The sequence below is a fragment of the Mesorhizobium sp. DxT genome, assembly GCF_058448885.1.
Genome location: NZ_JBZFLJ010000002.1, coordinates 231,510 through 248,372 on the forward strand (window position 1 = coordinate 231,510; position 16,863 = coordinate 248,372).

Here is a 16,863-nt window from a genome sequence, read left to right on the forward strand (position 1 = left end):
TTCAGTCCTCGGACGGCATCGGGGCCTTAGCACCGTCTCGCGCCCGCATATCCGTAATGCTGGCTGCCACCAGAATGGCGGAGAAGATGTAGAAGGCATCCATGATGTCGTGCTTGAACATGATCTGGGTCAGGCCGCACAGACCGAAGATAAGGCTGACCTGCAACGCCAGGAAAAAGCGCTTACGGTGACGTATGTCCCGCGGAGCGCGCCACGCAACGAAGACCGGCACGATCAGCACCGCAATCACCGCGACCAGGACGATGATGCCGCCATCGATGGCGAAGGTGATGAAGGCGTTGTGTGCATGGGTGTAGTGCTGCACTGGAAGGCCATCGCCAATCAGCAGCTCGGAAACCTTCGCCATGCGGTTCTGAATGCCGTGCCCCCAAAGCGGCGACTCGCCTATTGCACTCCATCCCGCGATCCACAGACGCAGCCTCTCGCCGATATTGGCCGAGTTTTCGCCGGACACCACGCTGTTCAGCTCTTCGACAGTAAGCAAAAGTCTATCGGCGATAAGATCGGCCGCGCCATAGAGCGCGGCGGCAACGGCGACGGCAAGGCCAAGCCACGCCACCCGCGTGGCATTGGTCAACCGCTGACGCGGCGCATAGATGACGATGACGATCAGCACGCCGATAGCCACGATGGCCACCCCTCGCGTCAGCGATAGAACGACCGCAAGCAGACCTGCAACGATGCCCGCGACGGCCAGCATGCGGTAGTTCCTGCGTGGATCGTCAAGGTTGAGGCTCGCGATTGCGGCGAGGCATAGGGATATGATGCCGAAGACGGCCGCGTTCCCGGCCCCCCCTTCTGCCCGTTGATCGAACCCCACGACCTGGACGAGACCGACAATAAGCGCCCCAACCGCGCCAACCGCGGCTCCAACAGCGAACATATGCAGATAATCAAGATGGGGGGTGGCTCGCAGCCGCGGTATCACAACCCAGACTGACAGAAACGGTAGCAGCCAAAGCGTATGCCATGGAATCTGCTCCAGGTTTTCGCCGAACAGGGCGGTTGCAAGCACCAGCCCCACGAAGGCGGTAAACGTCCACGCGACAAGCCGGTCACCGGGAGTGAGACGAAACTCGAACCGCCGGAGTGCAAGCGAGATGACAGCCCAGACCATGAAGCTGACGAGCATCACCGAGATCGCACTTCCGGCGACCGCGGGAAGTGCGCCCATCAGGAAAACCGAGATCGCATTGTTGCGCTCGAAGGCATTCTTGTACTTCAAGTTGTATCCGATACGATCAGTCTTCCCGCGTGCGACATGCCACCCTGTCGCAAGCAAGCAGCTTCGATTGCAATCGGCCCCTCTCGCGTCATTACGGAACTGGCCAGCCTTGCGCAAGCCATTCCATGGAGAATGGCGTCGCAACTTCGAGGACCGGCCTTATGGGAAAATTCACGAACGCGACGCTCGCCGCGGCATTGCTCGCGCTCGGCGGCTGCTCAACCGTCGAAACGGGTTGGATTCACGAATTGACACCGGCAGACATCGACGTCACGAAAGCAACCGTGTCCGCGCATCTTCTCGACCCGCGCTCCGCCCATTGGAGCCACATGATCGCGGTGCGCGACAATGCCTATGGCGACGTGACCGTGTGTGGCATGGTCAACTCGAAAGCGATCAACGGTGGCTACCCGGGCATGCGACCCTACCGCGTCCTGCTGCAGGGTGGTTCGTCCCAGTTAGTCAGCCTCGCATCGCCGATTCGCCTGTGGGACAACGCTGCACATCATCGCGGTTGCAAGCCGCACGTGACAAGCGAGCGCAGATACGTCAAATAGAAATCGAATGCAGAAAAGGCCCGGGACAGCGTCCCGGGCCTTTTCCTGTCATCGTAGGCACCTGCCGACGTTACGTGCGGCGCTGAAGGGTCGGGTAGCGTCGCTCCGCCGGCCTGCGACCCCCGCAATTAGCCAGCGGGCAGCAGAACCTTGTCGATGACATGGATGACGCCGTTGGACTGATCAACATCGGCGATAGTGACGGTAGCCACACCGCCGGTCTCATCGGTCAGCGTGATCTTGTCGCCGTCCATCTTTGCCTGCAGCGTGCAGCCACCCACTGTGTTGACGGGGTGCGTGCCGCCGTCATCGGCGATCATCTGACCGATCGCGTCGGACATCGCATCGGCCGCAACGACGTGGCAGGTCAGCACCTTGGCAAGCTGATCCTTGTTCTCGGGCTTCAGCAGTTCGTCGACCGTGCCGGCCGGCAGCGCTTCGAAAGCCGCGTTGGTCGGCGCAAAGACCGTGAACGGTCCCTCACCCTGCAGAGTCTCGACGAGGTCGGCCGCCTTGACCGCTGCGACGAGCGTTGTGTGGTCGGCCGAGTTCATCGCGTTCTCGACAATGTTCTTGTCCGCATACATGGCGGCACCGCCGACCATCGGATTGTCCTGCGCGAAGGCAAGACCTGCAAACGACGTGGCGGCAAATGCGCCAGCGAGGATGGTGGATGTGATCTTGTGCATGTCCGTTTACTCCTCTCGAATTTTCAATCCCTCTGATGGGGACACACAGAGCTACGGGCATCGCTTTCCGGAAGTTTCAGACATTGTGAAAAAAGATGCGGGCAATCGATCTCGGGCGCGACAGGCAGCAGCCGGAAAGACGTGAAATCGCTTAGATGGAGCGCAGGTCGCCTGCCGCTACGACAGGTCCGGTTGGCTGGCCGGTCGGCGAACCGCCTTGCGGCTCGAGGCTGATCGCAAAGAGGGCGCCGGACGCAATCATCTCACGGTGCGCCGGCGCCACGGGAACATGCACGCTGGCCCCGACCGGCACCACACCGAGCGACACCGGAGCCGCATCGCCCTCGATCAACCAGAGTTCGAAATCGCGCCCCTGCGCCCGGTCGCCTGTCACATGGGACAGCCCGATGTCGCCGGAGTGCCCATCGTAAACCGCAAGATAGCGCACGTCGGTCCCGTCATCTGCCAGCGACGCCACGAGACGCGGCGCAGCCACGGGAACTGCCGCAGGCTGCAGGAACGGCAGAGCGATCGCGATGGCAAGAGCAGCAACAGCCGCACCGGCCAGGCCGCGCCAGAAGGCAAGACTCTCGAAGAGACCGGGCCTGAGTTCCGCCTGGCGATCCGACTGCTCGAACAATCGGGCGTCGACAAGCGTCTTGAGCGAGGCAGGCGGCTCAACATCCTCGTACCCCGCGTTAAGGGGCGAAAGCCGCTCCTCCCAGGCGCTAACGAGGATGGAAAACGCTGCGTCTTCCTCGATACGCCGCGCGACGGCCAGCCGCTCGTCGCCAGGCAACACGCCCAGAACGTACTCGGCGGCGAGTGCATCGTCGCCTCCGTGTTCCAGATCTCTGTCGTCAGCCGGCGTCATCGCTCCAGGCATTCCTTCAGTTTCATCAGGCTGCGTCGCAGCCAGGTTCGCATCGTGTTGAGCGGCACCGAGAAACGCTCGGCAAGCTCTGCATAGCTATCGCCGTTCAGATAGGCCGCTCGCACAGCCGCTGCCCTGTCCTGCTCCAGCTCCTGGAGGCAGGAATGAATTCTATCCCGCTCGCCGCCCGCAACCGCCTCCGCTTCCGGGTCCGGCTTTTCATCCGGCACCTCGAGCGCGGCATCGATCGCCGTCGTCCGCTCACGACGCGCGCGTATCCGGTCGATCGAATGGTTCCGCGCTATCGCCACCAGCCACGAGATCGGGCTCAGCTCGGATACCGCGAAACGATCCGCCTTGGTCCATATCTTGACGTAGACGTCCTGCAACGCTTCCTCAGCCTCACCCCGGTCGCTCAAGACACGAAGGCAAACGCCGAAGAGTTTCGCGCTCGTTCGTCGGTAAAGCAAATCGAATGCCGCCCTGTCCTTCATGGACACGCGAACGATAAGCTTGGTGATGTCCTGCGAGGTGGGCCTGGGTGACGTCATCGGATGACCAAGCTAGCGCGTCCCGCCGTCATTGCAATGGTCCGCTGTGCATTCGCCGCATGGTAAGACTTCATAGATGATTTACCTCTAATATTTGCGCCGAAATTCGGGGACGGTCATATGCAATCCAGTCTGGCCTTGAGTGTCGGCCTGCCGGCGGCGCTTGTCATTATCATGCTGGGGCTCGGGCTGTCCCTCAGGCTTGAGGACTTCACGCGCGTCCTCGCCAGACCGTGGCCGGTCGCTGTTGGCCTTTTCTGCCATATCCTGCTTCTACCCGTACTCTGTTTCGCGCTCGTGAAGGTTGCCGGCGTGCCGGCGGCCGTCGCCATGGGCATGATGCTGCTGGCGGCAAGCCCCGGCGGCACATCTGCCGCTCTCTACACGCACCTCGCGCGCGGCGACGTCGCTCTCAGCCTATCCATGGCCGCATTCACCTCGATGCTGGCGCTGCTGACGCTGCCGGTCATCGTCAACCTGTCGCTGTTCGCCTTCTATGGTGAAACGACCGATGTCCGGCTGGAAATCGTGCAGGTACTGCAGATTTTCGCCATCGCAATCGTGCCGGCGCTCGTCGGCGTTTTCATCCGCAGCCGGTATCCCGACCTCGCCGCAAAGCTCGACAGGCCAGTGAAGGCGCTTGCGACAATCTTCCTGGCGCTGGTCGTGATCTTCGCGCTCATCAGCCAGTGGAGCCTGCTCTCCTCCTGGGGGCCGACCGTCGGCACTGTCGTAGTGGCCTTCAACCTGATCGCGCTGGCGGTCGGGTATTTCCTGCCGCGCTTGCTGGGCGTCGAACGACGCCAGGCTGTCGCGCTCTCCATGTCGATGAGCATCCGCAATGCCGCGCTTGTCATCGCGCTGGCGATGAGCGAATTCATGCTCAACGATCCCGAGCTCGCCATTCCGCCGGCCGCATACGGGCTCGTCGCCTACATCGTCGGCGGCATCGCGGTCTGGGTCATGAACCGACGGCAGCCGGCACCGTAGCAGGCGATCAGACGTTGCGCGGCCATGCCCGCAACGCCTGCCCGTCCGTCCCGAACAGATGAACCCGGTCGAGCGCAAAGCCGACCCTAACCGCATCACCGACCTTGATGGGCGAGCCTGCATCGGCCCGAGCGACGATGGTCGTGCCAGTGGCCGTCCGCAGTTCCAGCAGGCTCTGGTCGCCCAGCCTCTCGACAAGTTCGACCGCTGCGTCGATGGCGCCATCGCCGGCACCGGCTGGAACGAGATGTTCGGGGCGAATACCGAGTGTCACGGGAGCGCCCTCTGCGAGATGTGTCCCGTCCTCGACCGGAACGACGAGTTCGCCGGTCTCCTCGCTTGTCACCCGCAGGCCGCTTCCGTCGCGCCCGACAACGCTTGCGGCGATGAAGTTCATTTTTGGCGAGCCGATGAATCCGGCCACGAACAGGTTGCGCGGACGTTCGTAGAGTTCGATCGGACTGCCGATCTGTTGCGCCACGCCCCCGTCGAGCACGACGATGCGGTCGGCGAGTGTCATCGCCTCGACCTGGTCGTGCGTGACGTAGATCATCGTCGCCTTGAGGTCGGCGTGCAGTTTGGCGAGTTCGCGCCTGGTGCTTACCCGCAGCGCCGCATCGAGGTTGGAAAGCGGCTCGTCGAACAGGAACACCTTGGGATTGCGCACGATCGCGCGGCCGATCGCCACCCGCTGGCGCTGGCCGCCGGAAAGCTGGTGCGGTCTGCGCTCCAGCAGGTGCTCCATCTGCAGGATGCGGGCGGCTTCGCGGATCTTCGTGTCGATCTCGCTTTTCGGCCGCCCGGCCAGTTTCAGGCCGAACGCCATGTTCTGATAGACGGTCTTGTGCGGGTAGAGCGCGTAGGACTGGAACACCATGGCGATGCCGCGATCCTTCGGCGCGCGCGTATTGCAGCGCTCGCCGTCGATGAACAGATCGCCACTGCTGATCTCCTCCAGCCCCGCGATCATCCGCAGAAGGGTCGACTTGCCGCAGCCGGACGGCCCGACGAAGACCACGAACTCGCCATCCGCGATGTCGAGGTCGATGCCCTTGATGACCTCGACCGAGCCATAGGTCTTCTCGATGTTGCTGAGCTGCAGCGTCGCCATGCGGCAATAGTCCTCGTGTTCTTCAGACGGTCTCGGTGACCTTCTTGAGGTGCATCGGCCGGTCGGGATCATGGCCGCGCAGGCGCGACAGCCGCTCGGCAAAGACGTAGAAGGAAACCGCCTGAACCGGCGCGACCAGCGCCGGATGCGGTGCGCGCGCCGCCGGCAGCGAATTCTTCTCCGCCTGCTCCTGATCGACGAGCCAGACGTCTGCGCCGGCCTCAGCCATCTTTTGCGCGGTGTCGAGCACACCGGCGCGCGCGACATCGCCGGGTACGAAGGTGAGCACTTTCAGCCCCTCGCCGGCCAGCACCAGCGGACCGTGCATCGCCTCCGCGCTACTGAACCCCTCAGCATGAAGAGCGCAGGTTTCCTTGAACTTGAGCGCGGCCTCTGCCGCAATCGTCAGACCCGGGCCACGGCCGAGGCAGTATGCGGACTCCGCCGCAACAAAAGCCTCGTCCGCCGCGCTCCAGTCGCAGCGCAGTGCGTCTGCGAAAGCGTCGGGCAGCAGTGCAAGCGCGCGCGTAAGCTCCTCGTCACCGGTCCATTCCGCGACGATCGCCGCCATGGCAACGAGCGAAGCGACATAGCTCTTGGATGCAGCAACGGCCTTTTCGGGGCCAGCCAGCAGCGGCGCCACATGCTCGCTGACGCTCGCGGCGGGCGATCCTTCGGCATTGAGCAGCGCGACCGTCACAGCACCGCTCTTCCGCCCGGCCTCGAGCAGCGCCAGCAGGTCCGGGCTGGCGCCGGACTGCGAGACGGCAAACAGTGCCGCCTGCTCCAGATGCAACGGCGCCTTGTAGATCGAGGCCACCGACGGCCCGATGGACGCGACCGGCAGACCGAGCCGCGTTTCCACCAGATATTTCAGGTAGGTCGCGGCATGGTCCGACGTGCCGCGCGCCGATGTGGCGGCAAACAGGGGGGCACGGTCGCGCAGGATCTTGCCGATGGCCTGATAGGCGGAAAGGCCCTCGCCGAGCTGACGCGCGGTCACTGCCGGTATCTCCGCGATCTCGCGCGCCATCATCGTCTGCGTCATGGTTAGTGTCTCCCTGTCATGCCTGTTGCCGATCAGGCCTCGCCCTGCATCCTTACCTTGAAGAAGTCCAGATGCTTCTGCTGGGCGTCGATCATGCGCTCACGATATTTGCCGTAGATGACGTCCGTATCGTGCAGCGTCACGCCGGCGATTGTCGGCGAGGCGAAGGTCGGCAGTTCCACGCCGCGCTCGCCCAGCTTCTGTGCCGTGCGAGCGACAAGCTCGTGCATCAGGATCATCGCCAGCACGGTCGACGAACCGGCGACCGGGCGCGACCAGCCTTCGACCGGCACCACCGCATCCTCGATCGGCGAGCGGGTGTCGATCACCGCGTCGGCCGCATCGGCAAGCCGCTTGCCCGAAGAATGAGTGGCAGGCTTGTCGAGATTATGGGTGGAGGTGATCGCGGTGACGAACAGCCCGCGCTTCTTGGCGTAGAGCGCGGTGTCGATGCCGGATGCATTGCGGCCGCTATGACCGAAGATGATGATCGAATCGCCGGGGTTCAACGGCTGGTGGTCGAGGAACTTCTCCGCGTAGTTTTCGGTGCGTTCCAGCCACAGAAGCTCGCGCACGCCGCCGGCGCCCAGCACGTTGTGCCACATCACGCGGGGGTCGGTCAGCGGGTTGAACCCGACATAGGAACCGTAGCGCGGGAAGGTTTCCTGGCACGGCAGCACCGAGTGGCCCGAACCGTAGAGGTGCACCAGACCGCCGCCCTGCAGCGAATCTGCGAGCTTCGTCGAGACGGTCTCGAACGCGGCTTCGTTGGTCTGTGCTGCCTCTTCGGCAAGCTTGGTGAGACGGCTGATATAGAGGGTCGACATGGTGATGTTCTGCCTTTCGCTTGGGATCAGATGTGGAGACGGGAACGGATCTCGTAGCGATCGCCCCGCATGATGGAGTGGACGAATTCGAACGGCCCGATGGCGTCCGAGGTGATGCGTTCGACGACGAAGGCAGGGCTGCCGGTTTCGATGCCAAGCAGGGCGGCGTCCTCCGCAGCGACGGTGCCGACGCGATAGACCTCCCGGGCCTCGCGCGGCGCAATGCCGAAATGCGCGCTCAGCGTCTGGTAGAGTGATGCCGATGGCTCCAGTGCGAGAAATCCGGGAACCCGCGCCAGCGGCATGTACGCCGTCTGGACGCCGATCGGCGCGTCATTGCCCATGCGCAGTCGACGCAGCCTCACGACCGGTTCGCCCTGGCGGATTTCCAGCGCGCTCGCCACCTCGGCGGATGCCGCTTCCTCGGCGCGTTCGAGAATACGCGAACCGACGATGAGGCCGAGCCCCGCCATCTCCTGTGTGAAGCTGGTCAGCCCGCGCACGCCGGCAATGACTGTAGATGAACGTACGAAAGTGCCGCGCCCGTGTTCGCGTCGCAGCAGGCCGGAATCCTCGATGTTGCGCAGTGCGTGGCGGATGGTGATGCGGCTGACGCCAAGCATCGTGCTCAGCCGTTCCTCATTGGGGATCTGCATGCCGTCGGTCCAGGTGCCGTCTGCGATCAACCCGCGCAGCGCCTGCTCGGCCTGATGCCACAGCGGCTCCGGGCGGTTGCGGTCTGGCTTGGCTATCGGTGCGATCTCGGTCATTTCCGATCCTCCCAAAGCGGACTTCCCGCAGCGGCTATGGCTGCGCCGGCCAGCGCGGCCCCCGGCCCGTATTGACCGGCCAGCAACCTGACAGCGCGCAGATGCGGCGGAAGCTGTCGTTGCAGCGCGGCAATGATGGGCTGCTCCAGAACATCGAGCGCCGTGGCCACCCCGCCCGCGAAGACGATCGCGCGCACATCCAGCAGCGCCACGGCACCGGCCAGCGCAGTGCCCAGTGCAGATGCCGGCCCTTCGAGAAGGTGCTGTGCCTGCGCATTGCCTCCGCGTGCCGCCTCTATCAGCACGGCTCCATCGGCAAGCCCGATGGTTGCCGCGAGCCGGTCGAGGGCGCGCCCGGAAGTATGGCGTTCCAGCCAGCCATCGCGGTCGTCTCCAGCATCCGAAGCGTCGGCGCAGGCCCACCCGAACGACGTCGCGCCGCCATGCGCGCCACGCACCACACGCCCGCCGGACAGAACGGCGGAACCGATACCCGTGCCGATCGCCAGCAGGATCGCGTCTCCGAGCCCGGCCGCTGCACCGTCGGTCGCTTCCGCCAGCAACGAAAGCTGGGCGTCGTTGCCGAGCGCAAGCGGCAGGCCTGGAAGCATGGCGGCAACGTCGACGCCATCCGCCCACGGCAGGTTCGGCACCCAGGTGCAGGTGGTGCCAGTGGCGAGCCCCGGGATCGCGATACCAATGCGGGCCGGGTCATGCCTCTCGACAAGCTCGCGCAAGAGGGTCTCGAAACCGGCTAGGTTCGCCGGCGCCGGCCAGCGGCCGATTGATTCGACGACACCGGGCCGGCCGGCATCGGCCACGCCCGCGCGCAGGTTGGTGCCGCCGAGATCGAGCGCCAGAAGCCGGCTCATCCCTTGACCCCCGAACTGACGATGCTGTCGACAAAGAAGCGTTGCAGCAGCACGAACATGACCAGCGGCGGCAGTACGGCGAGCGTTGCGCCCGCCATCACCAGATGCGTGTTCATCGCGCCGCGATTGTAGGAGAGAAGCCGGCTCAGGCTGATGACGATCGGGTAGTCGTCAGTATTGCCCTGCAGCACGGTGAGCGGCCAAAGATAGGTGTTCCAGTGATAGACGAAGGCGAACAACGTCAGCGCAGCAAGCGCCGGCACAACGGCTGGTGCGACCACCGAAAAGACGATGCGCAGTTCCGAAGCCCCGTCGACACGCGCCGCGTCGATCAGGTCGTCCGGCACGCCGGCGATGAACTGACGCATCAGGAAGATGCCGAAGGCGTTCGCCAGATGCGGAACGATGACGCCGAACAGGCTTCCGTTGAGCCCGATATAGCTCACCAGCCGGTAGAGCGGGATCAGCGTCACGATCGGCGGCAGGAACATCGTCGCGATCAGCAGCGCGAACAGCGTGTCGCGTCCGCGGAAGCGGTATTTCGCGAAGGCGTAGCCGGCCATCAGGCTGGTAACGAGAATGCCCGCCGTAGTCACCGTGGCGATGACCGCCGAATTCCAGAACGAGCGCCCGGCATTGATGACGCCCGCGACCTCCGAATAGGAATCGAGGCTCGGCGTCTTTGGCAGCCACACCGGCGGCACCTGCATGCTTTCGGCCGGCGTCTTGAAACTGGAAAGCACCATCCAGACGAGAGGGAACGCCGCAACCACGGCCGCAACCACTATCAGCAGCACGAGCAAGGCATCGAAGCCGCTCGGATTGTTGCGCCGGAAGGGTTTTGTCGTGCCGCTCATTCGCGGTCTCCCTTGCGGGCAAACGCGAACAGCGCGACGACGACGACGATCAGCGACAGCATCAGCGTGACAGCCATGGCGGAGCCCAGCCCGCCCTGCGCCCGCTCGATGCCGACGCGGCGGATGTGATATGTCAGCACGTTGGTCGACCCCGCCGGCCCACCCTGGGTGATTAGGGCCACCGGTTCGAAAACCTGCACGGCGTTGATGACGGCTATGACCGCGCTGAACAGCAGCGTGCGGCGCAGCAGCGGCAGCGTGATGCCGAAGAATTCCTGCACCGGGTTCGCGCCGTCGATGCGCGCCGCTTCGTAAAGCGCATTGGGAATCTGGGTGAGGCCGGCGATCACCAGCACCGTGAAATAACCCACCTGCTGCCAGACATTGAGGAAAACGATAGAGACGAGCGCCGTATCGGGCGAGGAGAGCCAGGTGCCGGGCGCCACGCCAACCCAGCCGAGCATCTGGTTGATCGGCCCTTCAGCCGGCGAATAGAGCTTCGACCACACCAGCGCGACCGCCACCATCGGCACCATGTAGGTGGAGAACAGGATCGCTCGCAGCAGGTGCCCGCCCCTCACCCGCGTCTGGTAGACGAGCAGGCCCAGCATCACCGACAGCGGCAGGATGATTGCGACCGACAGCGCGGTGTAGATCGCCGTATTGACGAAGGCACGCTTGAAATCGCGCCCCACCGAGATCGAGCCGAAGATGTCCTGATAGTTGCGCAGCCCGACATAACGCGCCGTCTCGAAGCCGGTCTGCGTCGACCAGTCGTGGAACGACAGCCAGATGGTCAGGGCCATCGGCACGAGGATGAACACGCAGATCAGCGTCACCGCCGGCGCGAGCATCACCGTGATCGTGCTTCTGGTCATCGTGGCCATGTGGAGATACGCAAATCCATGACGAACGCGGGTGTCTGGCCGGATGCGGCTGCGCCGCATCCGGCTATTCTCATTGCTACTGCTTGGCCCGCTCCAGGATCGACTCGGCGTCGGCCTGCGCATTGGCCTGCGCTTCCTGGGCGTCGACCTGGCCGTACTGCAGGGATTCGATCACCTGCTGCAGAGCCTCTGAGAACTCCTGCCCGCCAAGCACGACCGGGAATGCCTTGGCATTCTCGAGCACATCGACATAGCCGGCAAGGAAGTCTCGGCCGAGGTCGTCCTGATAGGCTTCGACGTCGGAACTGCGCGACGGCAGGATGCCCATCGACATCAGGATGCCCGACATCGCGGACGCGCCGTTCTCGCCCGATTCAGCACCGTTGAGCCAGGACAGGAAGTCCCACGCCGCCTCGCGCTCGGCATCGGCCGCGCCCGCATTGACCACGGTCAGCCACGAATAGGAGATCGAGCGGGCGGTGTCGCCACTGGGTCCGACCGGAATCGGCGCGGTGCCGATCGTGTCGAAGCGGTCGCCCATGCCGGCGCGCAGCGCGCTTTCCCACCAGTTGGCCATGATGATCATGCCGGTGTTGCCGGACACGAAATTGTCGAGGAAGGGTCCGGTGGTGTTGGCGTCGGCCGTGCCCATGGAAGGATCGGTATAACCTTCCTTGATCATTTCCTCGTAGAGCGCGAACGTCTCGCCAGCGGCCTGGCTGTCGAGCGCCGGCTTGCCGTCGACCACGAGGTCGCCGCCATTGGAAACCAGCAGCGATGAAAACGGATGTACGACACCGGCAGCCCACGAGTTGATCATGCCGAAGCCCTGGCGGCCTTCACCGCTGGCGGTGATCGCGGCGGCGGCCTCTTTCAGCGCATCCCAGGTGGCCGGCGGCTCGGCGATACCCGCCTCCTCGAACAGCGCCTTGTTGTAGTTCAGCGCGTAGACGTTGATCTCGTTGGGAATGCCGTAGACGGCGCCGTCGACGCTGGCGGCTGCGGCAATGCCGGCCGGCCATGCGGCGCCGACGTCACCGGAGACCACCTCGGGCGCTTTCTCGACAAGGCCGTCGCGTGCCAGTTCCGGCAGCCACAGATCGTAGATGCTGGCAATGGTCGGTCCACCCGCGCCGCCGCCCTGCGAGCGGATGGTCGTCAACAGGTCACCGAACGGCACCGCCTGCACGGTGATCGTGACATCGGGATTGGCCTCGCTGTAGCTGGCCGCCGCGGCTTCGAGCAGCGCGACGGTCTCGGGCGACCAATGGGTCAGGTAGGAAATGTTCACAGGCTCGGCGAATGCCGAGGCGGGAAGCGCAACGGCTGCGGCAAGCGCCAGTTTCAATCGCGTCAGTTTCATCATGATCAACCTCCGGAAGCCTCTGTGTCAGAGTTATGTGGTATCCTCGCGGAGAATTGGTTATAACATCATAATCCATTTGGCAATCATGGAACGGATCGGAAATGCAGACAGGTGAGATCGCAGGCCGCGTGCTGACGCCCGCAGGTTGGGTCAACGGGCGTGTGCGCTGGCGCGCCGGGCGCGTCGAGGCGGTGGAGGCGACGGATACTGGCAACGAGGACGTGATAGTGCTGCCAGGCTTCATCGACCTGCATTGTCATGGCGGCGGCGGCGCCGACATCATGGAGGCAGGCAACGCGCCGCATACGGTGGCCGCGACCCATGCGGCAGCAGGCACGACGGCCCTGCTTGCCACCACGATGACGGCCGAGGTGCCAGACATCGAACAGGCGCTGGCAGCCGCCAACCGCGCAGCACTCGAGCCGGGCGATGACGAGGCCGCGGTGCTGGGCGTTCACCTCGAAGGTCCCTTCATCAGCCGCAGCCGGTTGGGCGCACAGCCCGATTTCGTTATCGACGGCGACACGGCCCTGATGGAGCACCTGATGGGCTTCGCTCGCATCCGCGTGGTGACGCTTGCGCCGGAAGCAGATCCGGAGGGGGACCTCACCCGCTATCTCAACGAACGCGGCGTGCGTGTGCAGATCGGCCATTCGTCCTGCGACTATGAGACGGCGGCACGCTGTTTCGAGAGCGGGCGCCACGGCGTGACGCACATGTTCAACGCCATGTCCGGCCTACACCACCGCGAGCCCGGCATAGTCGGCGCGGCCCTTGCCCATGCCGAGCATGCGGAACTGATCCCGGACCTCCTGCACGTCCACCCCGGTGCGATCCGCGCCGCGCTGCGCGCCATCCCCAACCTCTACGCCGTGACGGACGCCACGCCGGCATCCGGCATGCCCGACGGCGACTATCGGCTTGGCACCCAGCACGTGAAGAAATGCGGCAACGGCGTGCGCCTTGCCGACGGGACGCTGGCCGGAAGCAGCCTCACCATGCTTCAGGCCTTCCGCAATCTCGTGTCTATCGGTCTTGGCATCGACGAAGCCTCGCGACGCACGGCTACGATCGCCGCCGACTATCTCGGCTTGACGGATCGCGGGCGGATCGCGCCGGGCGCGGTAGCAGATTTTGTCGTGCTCGACCGCGACCTTGAACTCCGCTCGGTCATCCTGCGCGGCAAGCCGCGCTGTTGATGCAGCGGGTCAGTGCGAGAGCAGAACCGGCATCAGAAGATCGTCGAGCACGCCCTTCGTCGCGCCGCCAAGCACGAAGTCGCGCAGCCGGGAATGCCCGTACCCACCCATGACCAGCAGGCCGGCGCCACGTTCCAGCGCGGTCTGCTGCAAGGTCTCGGCGATCGGCGCACCCTGCCCGCGAAGCGGAACTGCCGCCGCCTCGACGCCTCGGCGCACGAGCCCGCCGGCAAAACGCTCTGCCGCGTCGCGGCTGGATGGCTTGTCGTCGACAACCGAAAGAACGGAGACGCGCGTGGCGCGAGCCAGCAGCGGCGCTGCATCGGCTGCCGCCCGCGCGGCGACCCGGCTGCCATCCCAGGCGACGGCAACATGGTCAAGCGCGCCAACAGGTGAGAGTTCGGGCAACAGAACGGTCGGACGGCCGGCACCGAAGATGACGGTCTCGGCGGTAAGGCGTGACGTCGGATTACCAGCCTCCCAGCCCAGCAGGCTGATGTCGTGGTAGCGTGAATGGACGGCGGCCGTTTCGGCCAGCAGCGCGGGCTTGACTGCGATCGCGTTGGTGGAGGCGGTCAAACCGGCCGCCTGCGCCCTCTCCACAATGAGCGTGAGCAGGTGATCCCCGCGCTCCCGGCTCAGCTTCTCCGCCTCGCGGATCATTTCCGGCACGTCGAGCAGGAAATGCGACAAGGCATTGGAGACCGGCGGAATATCCGCGTTGATCGCAAGCGCATGAAGCGTTGCTCGGAGATGACCGGCCATCGCCACGACATTGGCCGTAACCGCGTCGGAATTCGGATTGAGATAAGTAACGAGGGGAACGAAGGCTTCCATCTTCACGGCTGATCTCCTTTGTCGAGCCGAATTCATCAGGCCCGGAGGCTCCCGCGCAGGACCGACTTGCCACCAATGCGGCAAGGTGGCCCTGGCCGCCTTGATCGTGATCAAGGCCCGATCCTGTCCACTGGGATAGCCAACAGGCAACGATTGGAGCGCCCCATGACAGAGATGAAGGACCTCACACCGCGTTTCCGCCACGTGCGGCTGCTGCTGGCCCGTGAAAGCGGCCATCCCGCCGGCGACACGGAGGAAGGCTACGACCTGCTCGTTCCATTGGATGGCGGGGGGCGTCTGGATGCCGGAGAGTGGAAAACCCATCAGGCCGCGTGCCGTGTCCGGCATTTCAGCAACGGCGACACCGAAAAGGTCGGCCGGTTGCGTCGCAAGCCCGGCGGAACCTGGTATTTCGACTATGTCGAGGGCGAGCAGGACGACGAGATCGGCTTCAAGCTCGGCGACGAGCGCTTCGTCACCGGCGAATATGTTTCGATCGGTCGCGCTGGTAAAATGCATACCTATCAGGTGTCGCGGGTCGAGAAACCCTGAGTTGTCTGTCCGGCGCGGCATGCCGCCGCGCTTGCACTCGTTGGGCTCATCGCTAAGGTTCGCGTGACGGTCGCGTGAGCGTGGCCGCTGCGCCCGCTTCAGCCATCGATGCCCGCCCATGCTCGACCATTCCAACGCGAGACCTTCAAGTCGCTTTTTCGAAGCTGTGCTTGCCAACCGATTCGGCGGGTGGACGGGCTATGGCCTGGCCATTGTCGTGGTCGCGATCGCGCTGGCTGCGCAGCTTCTGCTGCGCGGCATATTGAACGACCACGCGGTATTCGTGCTGTTTGCGCCCGCGATCCTGATCGCGGCTGTCGCCGGTGGTTCGGGCGCGGGCCTGCTTTCGCTGGCCCTGTCGCTTGCCGCGTCCGTTTATGCGCGCGGCCCTGCAAGCGCAACGCTGGCGAGTATCCTGGAACTCGGACTGTTCGCGCTTGCCGGCGCCATGATCGTCTGGATCGGCGGTGCGTTTCATCGGACTGCACGCCAGATCGAGGAGACGCGGGTCACGCTGGTGGATCGCGAGGCGCATCTGCGCTCGATACTCGACACGGTGCCCGACGCCACGGTGGTTATCGACGCCAAGGGAGGCATATCGTCTTTCAACGCCGCAGCGGTGCGCCAGTTCGGCTACGCCGAGCAGGAGGTGATCGGCCGCAACGTCAACATCCTCATGCCGGAGCCTTACCGCAGCGGCCATGACGGCTACATCCAGCGCTATCAGGCGACCGGGGAGAAGCGCATCATCGGCATCGACCGCGTCGTTGTGGGTCGCCGCAAGGACGGCTCCACCTTTCCGATGAAGCTCGCGGTCGGCGAGGTGTCGTCCGGCGGAACCACCTATTTCACCGGCTTCATCCGTGACCTCACCGAGCGGCAGGAATCTGCGGCACGCCTGGAGGAAATCCAAGGTGAACTGGCGCGGCTGGCGCGCCTCAACGAACTCGGGGAGATGGCCTCCACCCTCGCCCACGAGCTCAACCAGCCGCTTTCGGCGATCGCCAATTACGCCCAGGGCTGCACCAGATTGCTTCGCGACATGGACGAAGCGGTATCGGTACGCATGCGCGAGGCGCTTGAGGAGATTTCACGGCAATCGCTGCGCGCCGGGCGCATCATCCGCCACCTGCGCGAGTTCGTCATGCGCGGCGAGACCGAGAAGGCTCCAGAAGACATCCGCAAACTGGTCGAGGAAGCCGGCGCGCTGGCCCTGGTCGGCTCACGCGAACGCGGCGTGCGTTCGGTTTTCGATTTCGAACCGGGCGCCGAGATGGTGATGGCCGACAGGGTCCAGATCCAGCAGGTGCTGATAAACCTGATGCGCAACGCCATGGACGCAATGCGCGACAGCGAGCGCCGCAACCTCAACGTGCGCATCGCGCCGGGCATGCCGGGCGAAATCGTGGTTGAAGTCGCGGACACCGGGCCGGGTGTTTCGGAGGAGGTCGCCCCTCAGCTTTTCCGCCCCTTCGTCACCACCAAGGCAGGCGGCATGGGCATAGGCCTCTCGCTGTCCAAGCGCATCATCGAGGCGCATGACGGAGAGATCGACGTTGTCCGCAACGAGAACGGGGGCGCCACCTTCCGTTTTACCCTGCCCGCATATGAGGAGCAGAGCTGAATGGAC

The 16,863-nt window shown here is 64.5% G+C and carries 18 protein-coding genes; 5 read left to right on the top strand and 13 right to left on the bottom strand.

Features of this window, described 5'->3' with window-relative positions; translation table 11 throughout:
• Position 1: 1 nt before the first annotated feature.
• Positions 2 to 1,246 carry an O-antigen ligase family protein gene (locus tag ACVJNE_RS05185; RefSeq protein ID WP_499563568.1) on the bottom strand — a complete coding sequence of 415 codons (1,245 nt, stop codon included), beginning with the start codon at positions 1,244 to 1,246 and terminating at the stop codon, positions 2 to 4.
• 161 nt (positions 1,247 to 1,407) lie between these two features.
• Here ACVJNE_RS05185 and ACVJNE_RS05190 point away from each other — a divergent pair, with 161 nt between their 5' ends.
• The gene (locus ACVJNE_RS05190; protein WP_499563570.1) at positions 1,408 to 1,803 is read left to right on the top strand and encodes a hypothetical protein; all 396 of its coding nucleotides are present in this window, start codon (positions 1,408 to 1,410) and stop codon (positions 1,801 to 1,803) included.
• Between the two features lie 128 nt (positions 1,804 to 1,931).
• On the opposite strand, the gene ACVJNE_RS05195 is transcribed toward ACVJNE_RS05190, so the two are convergent.
• From ACVJNE_RS05195 to ACVJNE_RS05205, 3 genes are all read right to left on the bottom strand, one after another.
• Entirely contained in the window at positions 1,932 to 2,492 is a 561-nt protein-coding gene (locus ACVJNE_RS05195) for a fasciclin domain-containing protein (RefSeq protein WP_499563572.1), read from the bottom strand.
• A 151-nt stretch (positions 2,493 to 2,643) separates the two neighbouring features.
• A complete protein-coding gene (locus ACVJNE_RS05200) occupies positions 2,644 to 3,366 on the bottom strand; it encodes an anti-sigma factor (protein WP_499563574.1) in 723 nt (240 codons plus the stop codon).
• Positions 3,363 to 3,917 (bottom strand): sigma-70 family RNA polymerase sigma factor, encoded by a 555-nt coding sequence (locus ACVJNE_RS05205; protein WP_173189269.1) that lies wholly within the window; start codon positions 3,915 to 3,917, stop codon positions 3,363 to 3,365. The genes ACVJNE_RS05200 and ACVJNE_RS05205 overlap by 4 nt, the downstream gene beginning before the upstream one ends.
• 90 nt (positions 3,918 to 4,007) lie before the next feature.
• Here ACVJNE_RS05205 and ACVJNE_RS05210 point away from each other — a divergent pair, with 90 nt between their 5' ends.
• Positions 4,008 to 4,907 (top strand): bile acid:sodium symporter family protein, encoded by a 900-nt coding sequence (locus ACVJNE_RS05210; protein WP_499564159.1) that lies wholly within the window; start codon positions 4,008 to 4,010, stop codon positions 4,905 to 4,907.
• A gap of 7 nt (positions 4,908 to 4,914) precedes the next feature.
• Here the strand turns inward: ACVJNE_RS05210 and ACVJNE_RS05215 are convergent, their stop codons facing one another.
• From ACVJNE_RS05215 to ACVJNE_RS05250, 8 genes are all read right to left on the bottom strand, one after another.
• Complete coding sequence (locus tag ACVJNE_RS05215) at positions 4,915 to 6,018, bottom strand: ABC transporter ATP-binding protein (protein ID WP_499563575.1); 1,104 nt, start codon at positions 6,016 to 6,018, stop codon at positions 4,915 to 4,917.
• Positions 6,019 to 6,040: 22 nt separating this feature from the next.
• Positions 6,041 to 7,066, bottom strand: coding sequence for an SIS domain-containing protein (locus ACVJNE_RS05220; RefSeq protein WP_499563577.1), 1,026 nt, complete (start codon positions 7,064 to 7,066; stop codon positions 6,041 to 6,043).
• Between the two features lie 32 nt (positions 7,067 to 7,098).
• On the bottom strand, positions 7,099 to 7,893 hold the full coding sequence (locus ACVJNE_RS05225) for a sugar isomerase domain-containing protein (protein ID WP_499563579.1): 795 nt from the start codon (positions 7,891 to 7,893) through the stop codon (positions 7,099 to 7,101).
• A gap of 26 nt (positions 7,894 to 7,919) precedes the next feature.
• Positions 7,920 to 8,663 (bottom strand): GntR family transcriptional regulator, encoded by a 744-nt coding sequence (locus tag ACVJNE_RS05230; RefSeq protein WP_444726594.1) that lies wholly within the window; start codon positions 8,661 to 8,663, stop codon positions 7,920 to 7,922.
• Positions 8,660 to 9,535, bottom strand: a complete 876-nt coding sequence (locus tag ACVJNE_RS05235) for an ROK family protein (RefSeq protein WP_499563581.1) — start codon at positions 9,533 to 9,535, stop codon at positions 8,660 to 8,662. The genes ACVJNE_RS05230 and ACVJNE_RS05235 overlap by 4 nt, the downstream gene beginning before the upstream one ends.
• A complete protein-coding gene (locus ACVJNE_RS05240) occupies positions 9,532 to 10,392 on the bottom strand; it encodes a carbohydrate ABC transporter permease (protein WP_499563583.1) in 861 nt (286 codons plus the stop codon). The genes ACVJNE_RS05235 and ACVJNE_RS05240 overlap by 4 nt, the downstream gene beginning before the upstream one ends.
• Positions 10,389 to 11,270 carry a carbohydrate ABC transporter permease gene (locus ACVJNE_RS05245; RefSeq protein WP_499563585.1) on the bottom strand — a complete coding sequence of 294 codons (882 nt, stop codon included), beginning with the start codon at positions 11,268 to 11,270 and terminating at the stop codon, positions 10,389 to 10,391. The genes ACVJNE_RS05240 and ACVJNE_RS05245 overlap by 4 nt, the downstream gene beginning before the upstream one ends.
• Positions 11,271 to 11,355: 85 nt before the next feature.
• The gene (locus ACVJNE_RS05250; RefSeq protein WP_499563587.1) at positions 11,356 to 12,645 is read right to left on the bottom strand and encodes an ABC transporter substrate-binding protein; all 1,290 of its coding nucleotides are present in this window, start codon (positions 12,643 to 12,645) and stop codon (positions 11,356 to 11,358) included.
• Between the two features lie 101 nt (positions 12,646 to 12,746).
• Between ACVJNE_RS05250 and nagA the strand changes: the two genes are divergently transcribed.
• Complete coding sequence (gene nagA, locus ACVJNE_RS05255; protein ID WP_499563589.1) at positions 12,747 to 13,844, top strand: N-acetylglucosamine-6-phosphate deacetylase; 1,098 nt, start codon at positions 12,747 to 12,749, stop codon at positions 13,842 to 13,844.
• A gap of 9 nt (positions 13,845 to 13,853) precedes the next feature.
• On the opposite strand, the gene ACVJNE_RS05260 is transcribed toward nagA, so the two are convergent.
• On the bottom strand, positions 13,854 to 14,681 hold the full coding sequence (locus ACVJNE_RS05260; protein ID WP_499564161.1) for a universal stress protein: 828 nt from the start codon (positions 14,679 to 14,681) through the stop codon (positions 13,854 to 13,856).
• Between the two features lie 165 nt (positions 14,682 to 14,846).
• Here ACVJNE_RS05260 and ACVJNE_RS05265 point away from each other — a divergent pair, with 165 nt between their 5' ends.
• Together ACVJNE_RS05265 and ACVJNE_RS05270 are read left to right on the top strand one after the other, a co-directional pair.
• On the top strand, positions 14,847 to 15,233 hold the full coding sequence (locus ACVJNE_RS05265; protein WP_499563591.1) for a hypothetical protein: 387 nt from the start codon (positions 14,847 to 14,849) through the stop codon (positions 15,231 to 15,233).
• 118 nt (positions 15,234 to 15,351) lie between these two features.
• Complete coding sequence (locus ACVJNE_RS05270; RefSeq protein WP_499563593.1) at positions 15,352 to 16,857, top strand: two-component system sensor histidine kinase NtrB; 1,506 nt, start codon at positions 15,352 to 15,354, stop codon at positions 16,855 to 16,857.
• The last annotated feature ends 6 nt before the right edge of the window (positions 16,858 to 16,863 follow it).